17 protein-coding genes are annotated in these 20,911 nt (G+C 60.8%); 11 read left to right on the forward strand and 6 right to left on the reverse strand.

The window, feature by feature from the left end:
• Positions 1 to 72: 72 nt before the first annotated feature.
• From ACA054_RS17790 to ACA054_RS17805, 4 genes are all read left to right on the forward strand, one after another.
• Positions 73 to 1,920: an amidohydrolase gene (locus tag ACA054_RS17790; RefSeq protein ID WP_497690330.1), complete on the forward strand. Its 1,848-nt coding sequence runs from the start codon at positions 73 to 75 to the stop codon at positions 1,918 to 1,920.
• 122 nt (positions 1,921 to 2,042) lie between these two features.
• Complete coding sequence (locus tag ACA054_RS17795) at positions 2,043 to 2,906, forward strand: LysR family transcriptional regulator (RefSeq protein ID WP_497685419.1); 864 nt, start codon at positions 2,043 to 2,045, stop codon at positions 2,904 to 2,906.
• Between the two features lie 1,119 nt (positions 2,907 to 4,025).
• Positions 4,026 to 5,177, forward strand: coding sequence for a sterol desaturase/SRPBCC family protein (locus ACA054_RS17800; protein WP_497685420.1), 1,152 nt, complete (start codon positions 4,026 to 4,028; stop codon positions 5,175 to 5,177).
• Positions 5,174 to 6,262 carry an SMP-30/gluconolactonase/LRE family protein gene (locus ACA054_RS17805; protein ID WP_497685421.1) on the forward strand — a complete coding sequence of 363 codons (1,089 nt, stop codon included), beginning with the start codon at positions 5,174 to 5,176 and terminating at the stop codon, positions 6,260 to 6,262. Before ACA054_RS17800 ends, ACA054_RS17805 begins: the two co-directional genes overlap by 4 nt.
• Before the next feature lie 112 nt (positions 6,263 to 6,374).
• Here the strand turns inward: ACA054_RS17805 and ACA054_RS17810 are convergent, their stop codons facing one another.
• Both ACA054_RS17810 and ACA054_RS17815 read right to left on the reverse strand, forming a co-directional pair.
• Positions 6,375 to 6,617, reverse strand: coding sequence for a hypothetical protein (locus tag ACA054_RS17810; RefSeq protein ID WP_497685422.1), 243 nt, complete (start codon positions 6,615 to 6,617; stop codon positions 6,375 to 6,377).
• Positions 6,618 to 6,727: 110 nt separating this feature from the next.
• The gene (locus ACA054_RS17815; RefSeq protein WP_497685423.1) at positions 6,728 to 6,961 is read right to left on the reverse strand and encodes a DUF465 domain-containing protein; all 234 of its coding nucleotides are present in this window, start codon (positions 6,959 to 6,961) and stop codon (positions 6,728 to 6,730) included.
• Between the two features lie 217 nt (positions 6,962 to 7,178).
• Here ACA054_RS17815 and ACA054_RS17820 point away from each other — a divergent pair, with 217 nt between their 5' ends.
• Positions 7,179 to 7,700 (forward strand): DUF4142 domain-containing protein, encoded by a 522-nt coding sequence (locus tag ACA054_RS17820; RefSeq protein ID WP_497685424.1) that lies wholly within the window; start codon positions 7,179 to 7,181, stop codon positions 7,698 to 7,700.
• A gap of 58 nt (positions 7,701 to 7,758) precedes the next feature.
• Here ACA054_RS17820 and ACA054_RS17825 read toward each other — a convergent pair whose 3' ends face one another.
• Positions 7,759 to 7,947, reverse strand: coding sequence for a hypothetical protein (locus tag ACA054_RS17825; protein WP_497690406.1), 189 nt, complete (start codon positions 7,945 to 7,947; stop codon positions 7,759 to 7,761).
• Between the two features lie 286 nt (positions 7,948 to 8,233).
• Between ACA054_RS17825 and ACA054_RS17830 the strand changes: the two genes are divergently transcribed.
• The 6 genes from ACA054_RS17830 to ACA054_RS17855 are packed head-to-tail and all read left to right on the forward strand — an operon-like array spanning position 8,234 to position 13,661.
• On the forward strand, positions 8,234 to 9,085 hold the full coding sequence (locus tag ACA054_RS17830; protein WP_497685425.1) for an STAS domain-containing protein: 852 nt from the start codon (positions 8,234 to 8,236) through the stop codon (positions 9,083 to 9,085).
• A gap of 4 nt (positions 9,086 to 9,089) precedes the next feature.
• The gene (locus ACA054_RS17835; RefSeq protein ID WP_497635290.1) at positions 9,090 to 9,452 is read left to right on the forward strand and encodes an STAS domain-containing protein; all 363 of its coding nucleotides are present in this window, start codon (positions 9,090 to 9,092) and stop codon (positions 9,450 to 9,452) included.
• Positions 9,449 to 9,853: an anti-sigma regulatory factor gene (locus tag ACA054_RS17840; RefSeq protein ID WP_497685426.1), complete on the forward strand. Its 405-nt coding sequence runs from the start codon at positions 9,449 to 9,451 to the stop codon at positions 9,851 to 9,853. The genes ACA054_RS17835 and ACA054_RS17840 overlap by 4 nt, the downstream gene beginning before the upstream one ends.
• Entirely contained in the window at positions 9,850 to 10,860 is a 1,011-nt protein-coding gene (locus tag ACA054_RS17845) for an ATP-binding protein (protein ID WP_497690331.1), read from the forward strand. The genes ACA054_RS17840 and ACA054_RS17845 overlap by 4 nt, the downstream gene beginning before the upstream one ends.
• Entirely contained in the window at positions 10,853 to 11,728 is an 876-nt protein-coding gene (locus ACA054_RS17850) for a sensor histidine kinase (protein ID WP_497685427.1), read from the forward strand. The genes ACA054_RS17845 and ACA054_RS17850 overlap by 8 nt, the downstream gene beginning before the upstream one ends.
• On the forward strand, positions 11,718 to 13,661 hold the full coding sequence (locus ACA054_RS17855; RefSeq protein WP_497685428.1) for a PAS domain-containing hybrid sensor histidine kinase/response regulator: 1,944 nt from the start codon (positions 11,718 to 11,720) through the stop codon (positions 13,659 to 13,661). The genes ACA054_RS17850 and ACA054_RS17855 overlap by 11 nt, the downstream gene beginning before the upstream one ends.
• A gap of 219 nt (positions 13,662 to 13,880) precedes the next feature.
• Here ACA054_RS17855 and ACA054_RS17860 read toward each other — a convergent pair whose 3' ends face one another.
• The 3 genes from ACA054_RS17860 to tssF form a co-directional block, all read right to left on the reverse strand.
• The gene (locus ACA054_RS17860; protein WP_497685429.1) at positions 13,881 to 16,532 is read right to left on the reverse strand and encodes an excinuclease ABC subunit UvrA; all 2,652 of its coding nucleotides are present in this window, start codon (positions 16,530 to 16,532) and stop codon (positions 13,881 to 13,883) included.
• 163 nt (positions 16,533 to 16,695) lie between these two features.
• Positions 16,696 to 18,807, reverse strand: a complete 2,112-nt coding sequence (locus ACA054_RS17865; protein ID WP_497685430.1) for a hybrid sensor histidine kinase/response regulator — start codon at positions 18,805 to 18,807, stop codon at positions 16,696 to 16,698.
• A 255-nt stretch (positions 18,808 to 19,062) separates the two neighbouring features.
• Positions 19,063 to 20,832, reverse strand: coding sequence for a type VI secretion system baseplate subunit TssF (gene tssF / locus ACA054_RS17870; protein WP_497685431.1), 1,770 nt, complete (start codon positions 20,830 to 20,832; stop codon positions 19,063 to 19,065).
• Positions 20,833 to 20,911 lie beyond the last annotated feature (79 nt).

The following is a 20,911-nucleotide window of genomic DNA, read 5'->3' on the forward strand; positions in this document are numbered from 1 at the left end:
CATGTACTCCAAGGTCTGTCTGCAGGCGCCGTCGGTGCCTGGATCAGCCCGCTATTCGCAGGGAGTAAAACCATGCCAGACACCCCCGCCGACCTCATTCTCTATAACGGACGGCTGCACACCGTCGATCGCAAGAAACCCCAGGCCAGTGCCGTCGCGATCAAGGACGGGCGCTTCGTGGTGGTCGGCAGCGACGCGCAGGCCATGGCCCTGCAAGGCCCTGGCACACAAGTCGTCGACCTGCATGGGCGCACGGTGATTCCCGGCCTCAATGACTCACACTTGCACCTGATCCGTGGCGGCCTCAACTACAACCTCGAACTGCGCTGGGAAGGCGTACCGTCGCTGGTCGATGCCTTGCGTCTGCTCAAGGACCAGGCCGACCGCACGCCAACGCCGCAGTGGGTACGGGTGGTCGGTGGCTGGAATGAATTCCAGTTCGCCGAAAAACGCCTGCCCACGCTCGACGAACTGAACAAGGCCGCGCCCGACACCCCGGTGTTCGTCCTGCACCTGTACGACCGTGCACTGCTCAATCGCGCCGCGTTGAAAGTGGTGGGTTATACCCGCGATACGCCAAACCCGCCGGGCGGCGAAATCCAGCGCGATGCCAACGGCGATCCCACCGGCATGTTGATAGCCCGGCCCAACGCCATGATTCTGTATTCAACCCTGGCCAAGGGGCCGAAGCTGCCGCTGGAGCATCAGGTCAACTCCACCCGGCAATTCATGCGTGAACTCAATCGCCTGGGTGTCACAAGCGCGATCGACGCGGGCGGTGGCTATCAGAATTACCCGGACGACTACCAGGTCATCCAGCAACTGGCCAAGGATCAGCAGCTGACCGTGCGCATCGCCTACAACCTGTTCACCCAGAGACCCAAGGAAGAACTGACCGATTTCAAGAATTGGACCAGTACCTCACGCTACGGCCAGGGCGACGATTTCCTGCGACACAACGGTGCAGGGGAAATGCTGGTGTTCTCGGCGGCGGACTTCGAAGACTTCCTTGAGCCGCGCCCGGACCTGCCGTCCACCCTGGAGCAAGACCTGGAACCGGTGGTACGGCACCTGGTGGAGCAACGCTGGCCGTTTCGCCTGCATGCCACCTACAACGAATCCATCAGCCGCATGCTCGACGTATTCGAGAAGGTCAACCGCGACATTCCGTTCGACGGCTTGCCGTGGTTTTTCGACCACGCCGAAACCATCACCCCACAGAATATCGAGCGGGTCAAAGCACTGGGTGGCGGGATCGCCATCCAGGATCGCATGGCGTTCCAGGGCGAATACTTCGTCGACCGCTACGGTGCCAAGGCTGCCGAACACACGCCGCCGATTGCACGCATGTTGGCCGAGGGCGTACCGGTAGGCGCCGGCACGGATGCGACGCGGGTGTCGAGCTACAACCCCTGGACGTCGCTGTACTGGCTGGTCAGCGGCCGGACGGTCGGCGGCCTGGCGTTGTACCCGGAGGGCTTGAGCCGTGACACCGCGCTGGAGCTGTTTACCCATGGCAGCGCCTGGTTCTCCTCCGAGCAAGGCAAGAAGGGCCAGATCAAGGTCGGGCAACTGGCGGACCTGATTGCGCTGTCGGCGGACTATTTCCATATGGAGACCGAAGGCATCAAGGGTATCGAATCGGTGCTGACCATAGTCGATGGCAAGGTTGTCTACGCCAGCGTCGAGTTCGAAAAACTCGGGCCACCGCCCATCCCCGTGGTGCCAGAGTGGTCGCCGGTGGCCAAGGTGCCCGGCCACTGGAAGCCATCGGCACCGCTGACGGCGCAGGTTCATCAATGCGTCGGGGCTTGTGCGGTGCATGCGCACAGTCACGAACGGGCACGCTTGTCGGATGCGCCGGTCAGTGACTTCCGCGGGTTCTGGGGGGCCTTTGGCTGCTCCTGCTTCGCGTTTTGACCTGAAGAGCAAAAGATCGCAGCCTTCGGCAGCTCCTACAGGGAAATCTCTGTAGGAGCTGCCGAAGGCTGCGATCTTTTGATTTGTCTTACAATGCGAGCACCTCCCGCAACGGCCGCCTCATGGACATCGATCTCGCCCGCACCTTTCTGGAAATTGTCCGCCACGGCAGCCTTGCCGCGGCCGCCGAGAAACTCCACGTCACCCAGACCGCGATCACCGCGCGGGTACAGAAGCTGGAAAGTCACCTGGGCAGCACGCTGTTCGTACGTAACCGTGCCGGTGCCCGCCTGACGCCCAATGGCGAGGCCTTCGTGATTTATGCCAATCAACTGGTGGAAACCTGGGAAGCCGCGCGCCGAGACTTGCCCTTGCCCGAGGGGTTCCACGACGTCCTGCACATCGGTGGCGAGGTCAGCCTGTGCAATCCGTTGATGCTCAGTTGGGCCGGCGTATTGCGCGACAGGATTCCCGGCCATGCGCTGCGCATGGAAATCCGTGACGGCGAAAACCTGCTGCGCCAACTCGAGCTTGGCGTGCTCGATGCGGCACTGGTCTATCAACCCGAATACTGGCCGCGCTTGCAAGTCGAGCAGATCCTCGAAGAAAAACTCATCCTCGTCCGCCACCCCGAACGCCCCGAACCCTACGTGTACATCGACTGGGGGCAGCACTTCCGGCGTCAGCACGACGCCGCCCTGCCGGAAAAAGCCAAGGCAGCGCTCAGTTTCAACCTTGGCCCCCTGGGTTTGCAGTACATCCTCGAACACGGTGGCAGCGGCTACTTCCGTACCCGGGTGGTCCAGAGCTACCTGGAAAACGGTATGCTGGAGCCCGTACCCAAGGCCCCGGAATTCAGTTACCCGACCTATCTGGTTTACTCCCGCGACCGCGACTCGGCAGCACTGCAACGGGCTTTCGATCTGCTGCGCGAGGTGATCAAGAGCGATGACGACTGGTCGCAACGCTGGAACCCGCTGAGCTGAATTCGCTTCCCACAGGAGATCTCGTTCACCTGAGATCAGGCCGGCCGGTCGGCCGCCTCGCTTTGGCTTTGGCTTTGGCTTTGGCTTTGGCTTTGGCTTTGGCTTTTGATCTTCTTGCCCGGCCTGAGAGGAGCGCTTTTTTTTGCTGGATTTTTTTGGCGTACATATCCATTGCTGCGGTAACGACCACTTATGGTTTCGCCCTTACGGCGAGTCCCTTTTTCAAACGCCGGAGTGCCGGCCCAGCAAAAAGGAACCAAAAGGCTTTGCCCCACCACTCGGTGCCTCGCCTGGGCTCGGCATGCCCTCTCTCCGGCATTGCTCCGTGGGTCGCCGCGATGGGCCATCCCTGGCCCAGCGCGGCTAAACCGGCGTCCTGCCGGTTTACCCACTGCGCAATGCCTGCGTTCGGCCAGCGTGGTTTAACGGGGCGCCCAAATCTAAAGCCAAAGCGAGGCGGCCTGACAGCCGACCTGACTTTTACGGCTGTACCTGCTCCCCTGTGGGAGCGAGCCTGCTCGCGATGGTCGTCAACGATAACGAGCCCTGTCTGGATGAACGCGTTGTCTGGAAGTCCATCGCGAGCAAGCTCGCTCCCACAGTTGGATCGCGGACAGACCTGCAATCAGGTCGGCTGTCAGGCCGCCTCGCTTTGGCTGTTGCTTTTGATTTTCTTGCCACATCGAGAGGCCGAGTGGAGGTTCTGCGCAGTGGGCAACCCGGCATGGATGCCGGGTTAGCCGCGCTGGGCCAAGGATGGCCCATCGCGGCGGGCCCACGGAGCAGGACCGGAGCGAGGGCATGCCGAGCCACAGCGAGGCACCGAACGCCAGGGGCAAGAGCCCTTGGTTACTTGGGGCTCTTCCAAGTGACTCGCTGTAAAAGCGAAACCATAAGTGGCCGTTACCGCAGGAATGGATATGTACACCATTAAAACCTACATCGCCTGACGCAACGCCTTCGCCGGCAAGCCTGGCTCCTACAAGACCTTCATCAGCCGTGAGAGCGGAACTATAAATCGCCATGACCGCAGCATCACCAAAAATCCTGATCAGCTACCAACCAAATCGCCGGGATCGACTAATCTGCTGGAGATAACAATAACAACAGGTGATTGCAGTGAGGCAGACCACCGAAGCATTCCGCGCCCGTTACCGTTGCGACATTCATCCTCGCTACAACCCTTGGCTGCATGGCACCTTCGTGCTGGTGTTCGGCCTGATGGCGATCGCCGCTTTCTGGAGCACCGTGCACCAGGTACAGCCCCTTGAATGGCTTGCGGTACCGCTGGCCTTGTTGTTCTTCAACTTCGTTGTGTACATGGTGCATCGGCACCTTGGCCATCACAAAAAAAACTTCGCGCGGATGTTCTATGCCCGCCATGCCGGCGACCATCACAGCTTTTTCGCCCCCGGCAACATGACCTACGACAGCGCCCGCGATTGGCGGGTGATCCTGTTCCCGGCCTGGCTGATCGTGTTGCACACACTGCTGATCACCCTGCCCCTGTGGTGGCTGCTCAAGCCCTTGGACGCCAACGTCGCCGGGCTGGTCGGCGGCTGCCTGGTCCTGGGGTACCTGACCTATGAAGTGTTCCATGCCTGCGAGCATCTGCCGCCGCAAAATCGCGTCACGCGCCTGCCATGGATCCGCCAGATGCGTCGCCTGCATGAAGTGCATCACCGCCGCGAGATGATGCAGCAACGTAATTTCAACATCGTTTTTCCGTTGATGGATTACCTATTCGGCACCCTCTACTGGGAGCCGGAACCGGAGCCGGCCATCGAGTACCTGAAGAGAACGCCCATGACCCGCATGCAGCATCAGATCGACATCGCCGGTAATCCGGTTGCCGTGCTCGCCTATGCCAGCACCGTGACCAACTGGCCGCAGTGGCATCCATCTTCCCTCAGGATCAACAGCCCGAAGGGACCTTTGCATGCTGGCGCGCGATTCGAGGAAGACATCCGCGCCGGTGGGCGTGATGGACACTTGAGCTGGGTGGTCGATGAGTATCTGCCTGGACGCCGCTGGATTGCCCGGGCCCATGACGATAATGGCCTTTCATTGATGCTGACCTACGAATGCGCGGCCGAGGGCGATGGCACGCGGTTTGTGCGCACGCTGGAATACCGGTTCAGCGGATGGGCGATGCGAATGGCCAACCAATTGCTGCTCAAGCGCCGGATCGATCGTGAATCGGCGACGTCGATGCTGGCGCTTCGCGACACCGCGGAAAAACACCTGGCGCAGTCGGGAGTCCGTGCGTGAGCCGACCGATCAGGTTTCACCATGGGGTATTGCTGCTGATCGTTGCCCTCGGCGCCTTCCTGCTATTGATGCCGACCAAGGTCGACCCCGTGGCCTGGACGCCGCAACCGGCGCCGTCCCTCAGCAGCGGCCTGTATGCGGACAACCAGCGCCTCAAGGGCGTGGCACGCGTCGGCGCCGCGGACATCGACGGCCCCGAAGCGCTGCTCATGGAAAATAATGGGCTAATCACCGGGTTGCATGATGGCAGGGTCATCCGCACCAGCCTGGACGGCCAGGACACCAAGCTATTGACCGATACCGGCGGCCGGCCCCTGGGGTTGGCTCGCCACCCCAATGGCTTGCTGGTGATCGCCGACGCCGCCAAGGGCTTGTTGTCCCTGGACGCCCAAGGTCGACTGGTGGCCTTGACCACCAGCGCCAATGGCGTGCCGTTGGGTTTCACCGACGACGTGGCCATCGATAAACCCGGGCACTACGCCTACTTCAGCGACGCCTCCAGCCGTTTCGGTTACGGCAAGGATGGCGAGGCAATCATCGAACATGGTGGCGACGGACGCTTGCTGCGTTATGACTTCCAGACCGGCAAGACCTCGGTGCTGTTGGACAAGCTGGAATTTGCCAATGGCGTCACCCTGGGTCCGGACGATGCCTTTGTGCTGGTCAACGAAACCGGCGCGTATCGCATCAGTCGCTACTGGTTGAGCGGGCCGAAAGCCGGCACCCATGACCTGTTCATCGACAACCTGCCGGGGTTGCCGGACAACCTGGCTTTCAACGGCCGCGACCGTTTCTGGGTGGCACTGTATGCGCCGCGCAACGCCTTGCTCGACAAAACCGCAGCACATCCTTTCGTGCGCAAGATGATCGCCCGAGCGATGACCGTTCTGCCCAAGCCGGTGGAAAAACGCGCCTTTGTACTGGGCCTGGACCTTGAGGGCAAGGTGATCGCCAACCTGCAGGACGGCAGCAGCGGGAATTACTCGCCGATCACCACCGTGCGTGAGTATGGAGAGTGGTTGTATTTTGGTTCATTGAAGGCGAAAAACATGGCGCGATTGCCGCTAGGTACCGCATTGCAGTGAACCTGTGGGAGCGAGCCTGCTCGCGAAGACGGCAGCACATACAACATCGATGTTGACTGTCAGGCCGTCTTCGCGAGCAGGCTCGCTCCCACAGGGTTTGTCGTGAACTGGATTACCGCGAATCGAACTCGCCATCGCGTTCCGCATTATCGGTTTCTTCACGCACCCGCTCAGGATCAATGTCAGTACCGTCATCCTGATCCATGGGGATGGCACCTTCGTTGTTCGGCAATTCATCGATTCCCGGCTCATCCTCCGGATTGACGGCAGTGCGTCCGGGACTCAGGGGTTCGGGATGGGTCGGAATGGGGTCGTAACCACCCTGCTCTTCGCTGGGAAATTTTGGATCAGACATGAGGCACCTCGCATGTAGCCACGTCATCGGGCTCTGAACATTCGAGGTGCCGGTTAATATCGCCGTTCCAATTATTCAGCCACCGATTGTCGGTGGCTCATCACGGTGCATCAGGACGACGCCTGGAGTTGCCTGACGATCTTGTCCTTGACCTCCAGGCGCTTCGCCTTGAGCTTTGTCACTGCGTCATCGCTGGATTTGGCTTGCTCTGCCTTCACCACTTCGGCATCCGCCTGCGAGTATTTGTTGATCAGTGAATCCAGTAACGGATCCTTGGTGCGTTTCTGCTGGATTTCTTCCTTTGTGCAACTCAAATCCTGAAAAAGGTCGTGGGGCACCGGCATGGAACACCTCCGTTTGTTAATCGGTAGCAAACGCGACTGATTGCGTTCGCCAACTATCAGAATGGCCTTGGTTGACCGGTTCTGTCGACCATCTGTCAGACCAGCGGTGCCCGTTCGTCGTCCTGTCGCAAAGGCGATAAAACCTTTGCCCCATCCGCGACCTCCACAGCATAACGATCAATTCGATCGCCCATGAAAACTGTGTGGAGAAGAACCAATGGACGGATTTAACCTGCGCCATCTCACTCTGGCCATCGCCTTGAGCACCTGCATGGGCGCGGCATTCGCGGCAGACTCCAATGATTTTGTCGACAAGGCAGCCGCCGGCGGCATTGCCGAGATCGAGACCAGCCGACTGGCGCTGGAAAAAAGCCAATCGGCAGACGTGAAGGCATTCGCCAACATGATGATCACCGATCATTCCAAGGCCAACGATGAACTCGCGGCCATTGCGAAAAAAAATGATATTGAAGTGCCGGACAACACGACTCTGGTGAAACAGGCCAAGGAAAAGATCCTCGATATGCGTGACGAGTCTTTCGATGCGGCTTATGCCAACAACCAGGTCAAGGCTCACGAAGACACTATCGAGCTGTTCAAGAAGCAAGCCAATACCGTGACCGACGACAGGACCAAAGGTGCAACAGCGCTCAAGGGCTTTGCGCAAAAAATGTTGCCCGGACTGGAAAAACACCTGGATATGGCGAAGAAACTCCAGGCCGCCCATCCGGACAAATAATCCTCATCAAACAAAAAGACCGCATCAATGGATGCGGTCTTTTTATTCGCGCCTAGGCCTAGCCGCCGTCGGTGTCGATGTCGGCGTCCGTGTCATCGCCAGGCTTGGGCCGATCAGGATTGGGCTTGAAGCCTGGGCTGAACTCGTTGTCGTTGTCGCTGTGGACATTTTTCTGATCAACCGCTTCGTCGGCACTTTCCGGCGCTGGGGTCTTGGCGTTTTCGTCTAGTCCATTTTCATCTTTCATAGGTACCTCGTTCGTCACTGCGCGGCCGAAACAGTCGGGTCATAACAGTTCGAAGCCGCAAAACAGGCAACGTTCCCTTCGCTTCTGCAGGAGCTGGCGCAACCTGCGATTTTTTGATTTTTTTTAGTGAAAAAAGATCGCAGGCTGCGCCAGCTCCTACAGTCCATGTACAGCGAATGAAAATTGCTGTCGAACGCGAACAACTATTTCATGCGGCAAATGTCACTGCTTTTGGACCGATCATTTTTTCGGCAAGCCAACACCCACCAGCAAGGAGCCAAATCTCATGGCGGCACTGCAATCCAGCACCCTCGATGCGATGAAAAAAAACCAGTCACAATTGCTTGCCGAATGGACCCACGGCCTCGAAGCCAGCGGTGCCGCGCGTAACCTCAAGGAGCAGGATCTCAAGCTACAGACGTCAGAGTTCCTGCAGTTGATCGTCTCGGGACTGGAAAACGGCAACGGCCAGAACATTACGACTCCCGGCTGGGAAGAAATTCGCCAGTTCCTCGAAAAACTCTCCCACAGCCGCGCCCTGCTTGGCCAGGATTCGCACCAGACCGCCAGCTTCATTTTTGCGCTGAAGGGTCCGCTGTTTGCGCTGCTGCAAAATCATTATCAGGACACCCCGGCTCTTCTGGCCGAACAACTGTGGGAAATCTCCGAGCTGCTCGATGCATTGGGCATGCACATCATCCGCACGTTCCAGAAATCCCGCGAGGCGGTGATCAAGCGCCAGCAGGAAGAACTGCTGGAGCTGTCGACCCCGGTGGTCAAGCTCTGGGACGGCGTCCTGGCCCTGCCGATGATTGGCACGCTGGACTCGCAACGCACCCAGGTGGTGATGGAATCGCTGCTGCAGCGGATCGTCGACACCGGCTCCGAGATCGCCATCATTGACATCACGGGCGTACCGACCGTCGATACCCTGGTGGCCCAGCACCTGCTCAAGACTGTCACCGCGATTCGCCTGATGGGTGCCGACTGCATCATCAGCGGGGTTCGCCCACAGATCGCCCAGACCATCGTGCACTTGGGGCTGGACCTGCAAGGCGTGGTCACCAAAGCCAACCTGGCCGATGCCCTGAAGCTGGCCCTGACCCGTTTGGGACTGACTGTCAGCAAGGCGGGCTGAGCCGATGGAACGCATTCCGATTCTGCAAATGGGCGACTTCCTGCTGGTGACCATCCAGGTGGACATGCATGACCAACTTGCGCTGACGCTGCAAGACGACTTGTCCGAGCGCATCAGCAGGACGTCCGCCCGCGGCGTGCTGATCGATATCTCCGCCCTGGACATGGTGGACTCATTCATCGGCCGGATGATCGGGACCATTTCCGGGCTGTCGAAAATCATGGATGCCCAGACCGTGCTGGTCGGCATGCAGCCTGCGGTGGCCATCACCCTGGTGGAGCTGGGCCTGACCCTGCCCGGTGTCAGTACCGCGCTCAATGTCGAGCGCGGGATGAAACTGCTTCAGGAACGAGTACGCAACCAATGACTGTGCGCAGCAGCGGCACTCATCCGATTCACATCGAGCAGGACGTTGTCCTGGCCCGCCAACTGGCGCGCAAACTCGCCCAGGAATGCGGCATGCGCCTGATCGACCTGACCAAGCTGGTGACCGCGGTCAGCGAGCTGGCGCGCAATACCATGGTCTACGGCGGTGGCGGCGACATGGACTGGCAAATCCTCGATGAAAACCCGCGCACGGGCCTGCGCCTGGTCTTTCGTGACGAAGGGCCGGGCATCCCCGACATCAAGCTGGCAATGACCGATGGCTGGACTTCCGGTTCCGGCCTGGGCCTCGGCCTGACCGGTGCCAAGCGCCTGGTCAATGAATTCGAACTCGACACTGCGCCAGGAAAGGGTACTCGCGTAACGATTACCCGATGGACATGAACATCGGCGGTTCGATGACCCAAGTGCTGGTCATCGAGGACCAAAGCCAGATCGGTCATGCACGCCGCACCGCGCAGAAACTCGCGGAACAATACGGCTTCGACAGCACTGATGCGGGACGCGTCGCGCTGGTTGCCACCGAGCTTGCCAGTAATATTCTCAAACACGCCGGCCGAGGCGAATTGCACCTGAGGGTCTTGCCCCGTGCGAGCGGCGCCGGCATCGAGATGCTCGCCATTGACCGCGCACATGGCTTTGATGTGCACGCATGCCTGGCCGACGGCTTCTCCACCGGCGGCACCCAAGGCATCGGACTTGGCGCCGTATCGCGCCAGACTGAGGTGTTCGATGTCTATGCCGATTCACGGGGTGCCGTACTGCTCACGCGATTGTACCCTCGCACGGACAAAGCCCCGGACCGGCGCATGGGTGTCAGCCAGCATTCGTTGCATGACGATCCCGCCTGCGGCGATACCTGGCACCTGGCGTTTGACGGGCCGCGCATCAGCGCCCTGGTGATCGATGGCCTGGGCCATGGTGAAGAAGCCGAACGCGCCGCCCTTGCCGGCGAGAAAGCCTACGCGTTGCTGCCATTCGCCTCACCACTGCTGGTGCTGGAGGACATTCATCAAGCCATGACCGGCACCCGTGGTGGTGCGGTGGCCATTGCCCAGTTCGACGCTGGCAGCGACGCCTTGAAATTCGTCGGCATCGGCAACATCGGCGCCTGTCTGGTCACGCCGGACAAGTCCCGCGGCCTGGCCTCCCACCCCGGCATCGTTGGCGGGCAGTATCGAAAGGCGCAGCCCTTTGACTATGCTCAGGTAAGCGGACAACTGCTGATCATGTACAGCGATGGCCTGCAGTCGCGCTGGAACCTTTCGGATTACCCCGGCCTGGTGCACCGCCATCCCGCCGTGATTGCCGCCATTCTGCACCGCGATTTCTGTCGTGGGCGCGACGATGTCACGGTACTGGTCATTGCTCTGGAGGCAGACCATGGCTGAATTACCCATGAGTCAGATGGACGAACAAACCGCGCTGATCGCACAACTGCAAGGCGAAACCAACGCCCTGCGTGAAGAGCTGGATGAAACCAACCAGGGCGTCCTGGCGCTGTACGCCGAACTCGACACCCAGGCCGAACAGCTGCGCCAGGCCTCGGACCTCAAAAGTCGCTTCCTGTCCTACATGAGCCATGAGTTTCGCACGCCATTGGGCTCGATCCTGAGCATCGCCAGCCTGCTGACCGATGAACTCGACGGACCACTGAGCAGCGAACAGCACAAGCAGGTGGCCTTCGTCAGCAATGCCGCGCGGGAGCTGAGCGACATGGTCGACGACCTGCTCGACCTGGCGAAGATCGAAGCCGGGCGTATCACCATTTCACCGGCCTGGTTCGACATGTTCGATCTGTTCGCAGCCCTGCGCGGCATGTTTCGCCCGATTGTCGATACCAGTGCCGTGGACCTGATCTTCGAGGAGCCAATTGGCCTGCCCCGGTTGTACACCGACGACAAGAAGCTCGCGCAGATCCTGCGCAATTTCATTTCCAACTCGTTGAAGTTCACCACCCGCGGGGAAGTCCGGGTCTCGGCGCAACTGGAAAACCGCGACTACGTGCGTTTTGCCGTCAGCGATACCGGAATAGGTATCGCTCAGGAGCTACATGGCGCATTGTTTGAAGACTTCTCCCAAGTCGACTCCCCGCTGCAAAAGCGCCTCCGTGGAACCGGGCTCGGGCTGTCGCTGTGCAAACGCTTCGCGCTGCTGCTGGGCGGCGAAGTCGGGGTACAGAGCACGCCGGGCGTGGGCTCGACCTTTTTCGTGATCATCCCGCTGGCCATCGCCTTGGAGCCTGCCGATGAAACGTGACCTGCGCTTGCTGATCGTCGATGACAACGTTGCCACGCGCTACGCCTTGCGGCGGCGCCTGGAACGCCACGGCTATGAGGTGCTGGAGTCCGGCACCGGCAGTGAGGGCCTGGAGTTGATTGCCAGCGTGGCGATCGACGCCTTGATCCTCGACGTCAACCTGCCGGACATGAGCGGCTTCGACATCGTGCGCAAACTGCGATCAGATCCTGCTACCGCCCTGCTCCCGGTGATTCATGTGTCCGCGGCGTCGATCCAGACCGGCGACATCATCACCGGCCTCGACGCCGGTGCCGACGCTTACCTGATCCACCCGGTGGACCCGGATGTACTGCTGGCGACCCTGCGCACCTTGCTGCGGGTGCGCGAAACCGAAAATGCCCTGCGTGAAAGCGAGGCGCGCTTTCGCGAGATTTTCGTCAATGTGTCGGCACCCATCGCCGTGCTGGATGCAGAACTCAAAGTCCACGAATGCAACCATGCGTTCGCCCAACTGATCCAGGACAACCGCAACCCGGATACCCTGCGCCAGTGTTTCGCCGACGATCAGTGCGCCATCATCGAGGAACTGCGACTGCGCCTGGCGTATGGCGAGCGCTGGAAAGGCACCTTGAGCATGCGGGTGCAGGGTGAAGTTCGCGAAACCGAGTGGCAGATTTCACCTTACCGCACACCGGCATTGAGCCTGGTGTTCGTCGAGGATGTCACCGAGCACAGGCACCGCGAACGCTCGCACCTGGCGCGCCTGGACGATGCCACGACCCAACTGGCCAATGAAGTCGCCGAACGCGCGCGCACTGAAGCCCAGCTGTTGCAGGTGCAAAAAATGGACGCGCTGGGCAAGCTGACCGGAGGCATTGCCCACGATTTCAACAACCTGCTCACCGGCATCATCACCAGCCTGGAATTGATCCAGAAGCGCGTTGCCGAGTCCCGCACCGACAAGGTGGCCTTCTATGCCGAAGCGGCATTGAACTCGGCCATGAGTGCCGCCTCCCTGACCCATCGCCTGCTCGCGTTCGCCCGTCAGCAGCCACTCGATACCCGGCCCGTGGACATCAACGAGCACATTCGTTCCCTCGAGGAATTGCTGGTGCGCACCATCGGCGAACGCATTGCCTTAAGGCTTGAACTGACGAGCAAACCCGCCATCGCGCTGGTCGATCCGATTCAACTGGAAAGCGCCGTACTCAACCTGGTGATCAATGCCCGCGACGCCCTGCCCCAGGGTGGCAATATCTGGGTCAACACCTATGCCGCCTATTCCCACGGCGACCCCAACCTGGCCGATGGCGCCTATGTCGCCCTGTCGGTGCGCGACGACGGTACCGGTATCGAACACAACGTCATCGACAAGGTGTTCGACCCGTTCTTCACCACCAAACCCCTGGGCCAGGGTACCGGGCTAGGGTTGTCGACCATCTACGGTTTTGCCCGCCAGTCAGGTGGCGATGCGCACATCCGCAGCGTGGCGCGACGCGGAACCGAAGTCACCATCATGTTGCCGGCCAGCGCCGACCCCACCGCCAGCGCAGTCGAATCGACGACGATGCCCGCTCAGGGCGGCGGTGAACATGTGCTGATCGTCGAAGACACGCCATCAGTGCGCATGTTCGTGGCCGAAGTGCTGGTGGATGCCGGCTACCGTTGCACCCAGGCGGGCGACATCGAAGGCGCCCTCGAACGGCTGCAGAACGACGAATCCATCGACCTGTTGCTGACCGATGTCGGCCTGCCGCGCATGAGCGGCCGCGAACTGGCCGATATCGCCCGAGGCTGGCGCGAACATCTGCCGATCCTGTTCATGACCGGCTATGCCGAAACCGCGATCAACCGCCAGGTGTTTCTTGGTGAAGGCATGGAGATATTGATCAAGCCGTTCCAGATCAATGAGCTGCTGGACAAGGTGCGGCGCACGATCAACGGCGCTTAAGATCAAGGATCGCAGCGATGGCGGCATAACGGTCACCACCGCATCGCCAGCAAGCCGGCTCCTACAGATGTGCGTCACGCCACAAATTCAACATACACCGCAAATACTGTAGGAGCTGGCTTGCTAGCGATGGCGGCATAACGGCCACCATCGCATCGCCAGCAAGCCGGCTCCTACAGATGCGTGACACGCTGCCGCAGGCTGCGATCTTTTGATCCATCACGCCCCAAGAACCCGGGCGAGGAACGGCGCCGTCCGGCTCTTTCTGCTGTTCGCGACTTTCTGCGGCTCACCCGCCACAACAACCTTGCCACCCTGATCCCCCGCCCCCGGGCCGATATCGATCACCCAGTCACTCTGCGCCACTACCCGCATTTCATGTTCGACAACGATTACCGTGTGCCCTGCCGTCACCAGGTTGTTCAACTGCTCCAGCAAGCGATCGACGTCACGCGGGTGCAGGCCCGTCGTGGGTTCGTCGAGCACGTAGAGCGTCGCCCCGCGCTGGTTGCGTTGCAGTTCGGTGGCCAGCTTGATGCGCTGGGCTTCACCACCGGACAGCTCGGTCGCCGGTTGGCCGAGGCGCAGGTAACCCAGGCCGATATCGCGCAGCACCTCCAGGGAACGGCGCACCGCCGCTTGTTCGGCGAACACCTCCACTGCCTGGTCCACGGTCAGTTGCAGCACCTGGGCGATGGTCCGGCCTTGCCAGGTGATCGCCAGCGTCTCGGGGTTGTAGCGCGCGCCGTGGCAGGTCGGGCATGGCGCGTAGACGCTAGGCATGAACAACAATTCGACACTGACGAAACCTTCACCTTCACAGGTCGGGCAGCGGCCCTTGGCGACATTGAAGGAAAACTGCCCGGCGTCGTACCCCGCCGCCTGCGCTTCGGGCGTGGCGGCGTACAGCTTGCGCACATTGTCGAACAGGCCGGTGTAGGTCGCGAGGTTGGAGCGCGGTGTGCGGCCAATGGGCTTCTGATCGACCTGCACCAGCCGCTTGATCGACGCCAACCCCGCCGTGACCTGCCCGCCACTGACGGTCGGTGCTTCATCTTCCAGGCTCAGCTCCTGCGCTTCACTGTCGGCACCGGGGCGCCCGAGATGCGCGCCGACCAACTCAAGCAACGCCTGGCTGACCAGGCTGGATTTACCCGAACCCGACACACCGGTCACCGCCGTGAAACAGCCCAACGGAAACTCGGCGCTGAGATTGTTCAGATTGTTGCGCGTGACGCCTTCCAGACGCAGCCAGTCACTGGCCTTGCGCGGGCGACGGGGTTGGCTGACGTGTTCGGCGAACAGGTAGGCGCGGGTCTGCGAATCCCTCACCGCTGCCAGCCCCGCCGGTGCACCGCTGTACAGCACCCGACCGCCGTGCTCGCCCGCCGCCGGTCCGACATCGATCAACCAGTCGGCGCGGCGCATGGTTTCCAGGTCGTGCTCGACCACGAACAAGGTATTGCCCGCCGCTTTCAGGCGTTGCAGGGCTTCGAACAGCGCCTCACCGTCGGCCGGGTGCAAACCGGCCGAAGGTTCGTCGAGCACGTAGATCACGCCGAACAACTGCGAGCCCAGTTGCGTCGCCAGGCGCAGGCGTTGCAACTCACCGGACGACAGCGTCGGCGTGCTGCGCTCCAGGGCCAGGTAACCGAGGCCCAGGTCGGTCAGGGTACTGACCCGCTCCAGCAAATCCTGGGCAATGCGTTGCGCGGCGAGGCGTTTTTCCACCGAGAGATTCGGCGTGTGACGCACATCGGGGGCGTTGGCGTGGCCACTGGCGCCGTGGGCCACGCGCTCTTCACGGGCCTGGCGGGTCTGCAGGTGAGTCAATACCTCACCCGCCTCATCGCCCCCTTCGCCCTCTTCGCCTTCTTCAAGATAGTGTCGGGCCGCCACCGGCTTGAGGACTTCGGCGACTTGCAGCAATGGCATCTGCGACAGTTCGCCGATGTCGTAGCCGGCGAAGGTCACCGACAATGCTTCGTGCTTGAGGCGCTTGCCCTCGCACAACGGGCAAGGGCTGCCGAGCATGAAGCGCGAGACGCGCTTCTTCATCAGCGCACTTTGCGAATGGGTGAAGGTGTGCAAAATATAGCGCCGTGCGCCGCTAAAGGTGCCCTGGTAACTCGGTTCCATCTTGCGCTTGAGGGCGACCCGGGTTTCCTGCGGTGTGAGCCCGGCGTAGACCGGGACCGTCGGGGTTTCTTCGGTGAAGAGAATCCAGTCACGCTGCTTTTTCGGCAGGTCACGCCAAGGAATATCGACGTCGTAGCCCAGGGTCACCAGGATGTCCCGCAGATTCTGGCCTTGCCAGGCCATGGGCCAGGAGGCAACCGCACGCTGGCGAATGGTCAGGCTCGGGTCCGGAACCATCAGCGCTTCGGTGACCTCGTACACCCGGCCCAGGCCGTGGCATTGCGGGCACGCGCCCTGGGGTGTGTTCGGGGAAAAGTCTTCGGCATAGAGCATCGGCTGTCCCGCCGGGTAACTGCCGGCGCGGGAATACAGCATGCGGATCAGACTCGACAAGGTCGTCACGCTGCCCACCGAGGAACGCGTGCTCGGCGTGCCCCGTTGTTGCTGCAAGGCCACCGCTGGCGGCAAGCCCTCGATGGAATCGACATCCGGCACGCCCACCTGATCGATCAGACGCCGCGCATAAGGCGCCACGGACTCGAAATAGCGGCGCTGTGCTTCGGCATACAGGGTCGAAAACGCCAGGGACGACTTTCCTGAACCGGACACCCCGGTGAACACCACCAAGGCATCGCGGGGAATGTCGACATCGATGTTCTTGAGGTTGTGTTCCCGGGCGCCGCGCACCCTGACCATGCCTGAGGGAGGGTTGCACGTGCGCTTGTCAGTCATGGGACAGCCTTGATCGGAAGGTTCAAAAAAAACACAAACTGTAGGAGCTGGCTTGCCAGCGAAGAGGCCCTCAAGTCTTGCAGGGATTTCGAGACCGCCTTCGCTGGCAAGCCAGCTCCTACAGTCCGGACGTGTTCAGCCGTTAAGTACGGTACGGACATGTTCAGCCGTTGAGTACGGTACGAATCATCTGGGCCAGCGCTTGCGGCCCGTAAGGCTTGCTCAGCAAATGGGTGTCCGGGCTGAGCTGGTGGTTGCGCGAGATAATGTCACGGGTGTGACCCGAGGTGAACAACACCGCCACCGGGGGATTCTGCACCTTGGCCCATGCCGCCAGGTCCGAGCTTTTTATCAGGCCGGGCATGACCACGTCGGTAAAGATCAGGTCCACCGCCGCCCCCTCCAGCAACATCTGCATGGCAACGTCGGCATTGCCGGCGGTGAGCACCTGATAGCCCTCTTCGCGCAGCAACTCCACGGTTGAAACGCGCACCGCCTCATTGTCCTCGACCACCAGGATCCGCTCGTTTGCCCCCCGTTGCTGCACATCGGCACGGGGCGTTTCACTGTCCATTGAACGCAGGCTGCGCGGAAAATACATCTGCACCCGGGTGCCCTGCCCAACGACGCTGGACATCTCGATATGTCCGCCACTCTGCTTGACGAAGCCGAACACCATGCTCAAGCCCAGTCCCGTGCCCTGGCCGTCAGGCTTGGTGGTGAAAAACGGTTCAAATGCCTGGGCGAGCACGTGCGGCGGCATACCTGCACCACTGTCGGCCACGGATACCCGCACATAGTCGCCGGCGACGATGCCCCTGCCAGCGCAAAACCCTTGATCAAGGCAGATGTTCTCGGCGCAAAGGTCAATGGTCCCCTCACCCTTCATGGCGTCTCGAGCATTGATCGCCAGGTTCAGGATGGCGTTTTCCAGTTGATTGCGATCGACGAAGACCTGCCAGGAGTCTGCAGGAGCGCTCATATGGACCTGGATGGTTTCGCCCAGCGCGCGCTGCAACAGTTCACCCAAGCCATCGAAAATCTGCTGAGGCGTACAAATCGCCGGGGACAACGGCTGGCGACGGGCAAACGCGAGCAATTGCGAGGACAATTTTGCACCGCGTTCGACGGCGGCAATCGACGCCGCCACCCGGCGCTGGACATTGGCGTTCTGCGGCTCATGCCGGGCCAGCAAGTGCAGGTTGCCGGCGATCACTTGCAACAGGTTATTGAAGTCATGGGCCACGCCGCCCGTCAGGCCACCAATGGCTTCGAGTTTCTGTGACTGACGCAACTGTTCTTCCGCCGCCAGCCGCGCTTCGACTTCGTCGGCTACACGCTGCTCCAGATCGCGGGTGAACCTGAGCAAGGATTCTTCGGCGATTTTGCGTTCATGGATGTCGATCAGCACCCCGGGAAACCGAAATGGTTCGCCCTGTTCGGTGAACTCGCAGCAGCCACTGGCGAGTACCCAACGATAGCTGCCATCGGCGCGCAGGACCCGGTATTCGGCATTGAAGGGCGCGCCGGTCTCCACGGATTGCTGGACCTGTTCTTGCAGCCAACCGAGGTCGTCGGTGTGAATCCGTGCCTGGGCAATGTCCGATGGCAGGTCGGCCAGGTCTTGCTCGACCGGGTAGCAAAAGGTGCGGGCGAAACGCTCGTCGCCGCTCAGCACATTGGCCTTGACGTCCCAGACAAACGAACCGAGCAAGGCGCCGGCATTCAGTGCCAGGCGTACCCGCTCGTTGTCGGCGCGATAAGCATCTTCGGCAGCACGGCGACGACGTTCGGAAATCACATGCTCCGTCGTCTCCACGACCATTGCCATGACCCCGGCCGGCTTGCCATCATCGTTAGCCACCGGGCTGTAATAGAGGTCCAGCCAGACATCTTCGGGAACTCCGTCCCTGAGCAGCACCAACTCTTTACCACGGTAGGACAAGGTGCCCCCGGCCAGACAGGTATCGACCACATGCCGATTGAATTCGGCAACTTCCGGCCAGCCCAGTTCTACCGGAGAACCCAATAGATAAGGATGGCGCCCGCCGGCAAATTTCGAATAGGCGTCGTTGTAGATCATGTAGCCGGGCCGCCCCCACAGCATCACCATCGGCAGTGGCGAGGCGAGCATCAACTGCACCGAGCTGCTCAGGCTTTTTGGCCAGGAATCGAGGCTCCCAAGCTCAGTCCGGCTCCAGTCGAACGCACGAATACGCTCGGTCATTTCGCCGTTCCAGCCGGCACACCCGTGGCTATCCTCTAGAAACTGCATCGGTTGGCTCTATCCCGGAAATCCACACCCGTTTGTTTCGAGCATCGCGGATGGCAATGGTTTCATAGAGGTATAGCTGATTCTCGCGGCCCATCTTGATCGACCCGAATCTGCGGCTGGCGAAATCCCTGTGGAAGAGAGCTTGAACTGGTCTACAGAGGGGATGGTGATCGTGCCGTGTTCCGCTTCGTGCCAGGTGGCGCTGCTCGCCGTCCAGTACCGGATCCGTCCATTGCCTGGAGCAATCCCGGGCTTTCAGCCGGGAACACGCTGACTGTGATTCTCAGTCCATCGCAGGCACTTCCCAGAAGGTTGAAGGATCAGCGTGAGCTGGTTGAACAGGTGGATATCGGCGTACAAACCGAAGAAGCGATTGAGCATCTCGCCGAACAGGCTGATGTCACCGTCGCCGGAAAAACCGTTGGCATCGAGCGTGACTTCGATGTCAACGCCACGCAGCAGAAAGCCTTTTTCAAAACGCTGCATCAAATGGTGCCTGACCTCGACGATGGCCGCCAGACGCCGCCGGTTCAGTTCGTCCCCCGTCCAGTCATACAACGCCAGCGTGCCGCGCAATACTTCGGCATTGTCGAGCATCGGCAGGAAGTTCGAGCCCAGGTGGCTGAGCACTCGCCAGTGGAAACGGTCGCGGTTCGGCGGGTAACACGGCAATGTGGGCGCGCACAGATTGCGCACCTGCAAACCGATCTTTGAGGATTGCCCCGGTGTGTCGAGCAACGTGCTTTGCAATGCTTTGCGCGGGAGCTGGCCGTTTGTACCGGTCAAGCGCAGCGACAGGCTCTGGTTGAGGCCCAACTGGTCCTTGTCAAAACCCTCACCGCCGAGAATCAGCCAGGTGTCTTGCAGGCCATTGGCCCCGCGTTTCAAGCGGGTATGGAAATAACGCTCGGGCACATCATCACGCAACATGCCACCCTTGTGGCGAAAGCTGGTGAACGGTACGTAATCCTGGTGCTCGCCATTCCACGACGCAGTAACCTGATCCACCGAATAGATTTCAGTATGACCGTCCTGCAAACGCATGGGACGAAGCAGGTAGTCGGTTTGTAGCGGCTGCAGCGTCAGCGGGTCGGACTCCAGTGTAAACGCATTGATCACCGGCACCGCATGCAGGCGAATGTGCCCGGTGCTCAGGTTGAATGCTTGCGGCCAGGGCTCGCGTAACACCACGTCCAGTTCGAACCAGCGATCGCCCGGCTTGATACTCAAATGCTCCAGCCCACACAGGGTGACGAACATGAACTTCTCGCGGAAGGTGAAATACTCCAGCAACAGCTGATAGCCGCTGAAGGCGCTGTCGCCCTTGGGCCACAATCGATCGTCATCGGCAAACCCCTTGGGCGAAAAATAACCTTCCAGCACAGAGCGGTCCGCCTGTTCAGGCAGGCGTACATACAAGGCTTGAGCGTTGAGGGTCAGTGCCTGGTGCAGTGCACTGGCCAGCGGTGCGTCGGCATTCAGGTACAGCGGCAGGCGACTCAGGTCGATCTCGCTCCAGGCGCTCATCGCCCCCCGGGCGAAGCGCAATCGTAGTACTGAACGCCCGTCCGGCTCATGGGCCAGACGCACAGACTCCAGGGCGAGTGGCCGCAGTGTCAGGTCCTGGGTGGTGGTGTATCGACAACGGGTGCGCTGCGCACCGATGGGCTGCGACAGCACTTCGAAGCCGGTGGCGATCAACTCGCTGCGCTTCATCTGCGCAAGCTCCGGTGCCAGCTCGACGATGCAGAGCGAGGGAATGGTGCGCAGGTAATGCGGCCACAACAGACTGACCAGGCCTTCGGTCAGCTCCGGCAGGTCATCGTCGAGCTTTTCGCGCAATCGCCCCATCAGGAAGGCAAAGCCCTCGAACAGGCGCTCCACATACGGATCACGTGCGCCCGGCTTGTCCAGATTTAGTTGCGCCGCCCGGTCTGGAAAGGCTTCGGCAAACTCCTGGCCGGCCTCACGCAGGTAGCGCATCTCGGCGTCGAAGTAACGCAGTGTCAGATTTTCATTGCTCAAAGAAAGACTCCTGATGAATGAGGTTTAACCGCAGAACGCGACGGCGCGTACCGAAGGGCGTCGCGTTAGCCGAGGCATG

Source organism: Pseudomonas sp. LBUM1653 (genome assembly GCF_059716115.1).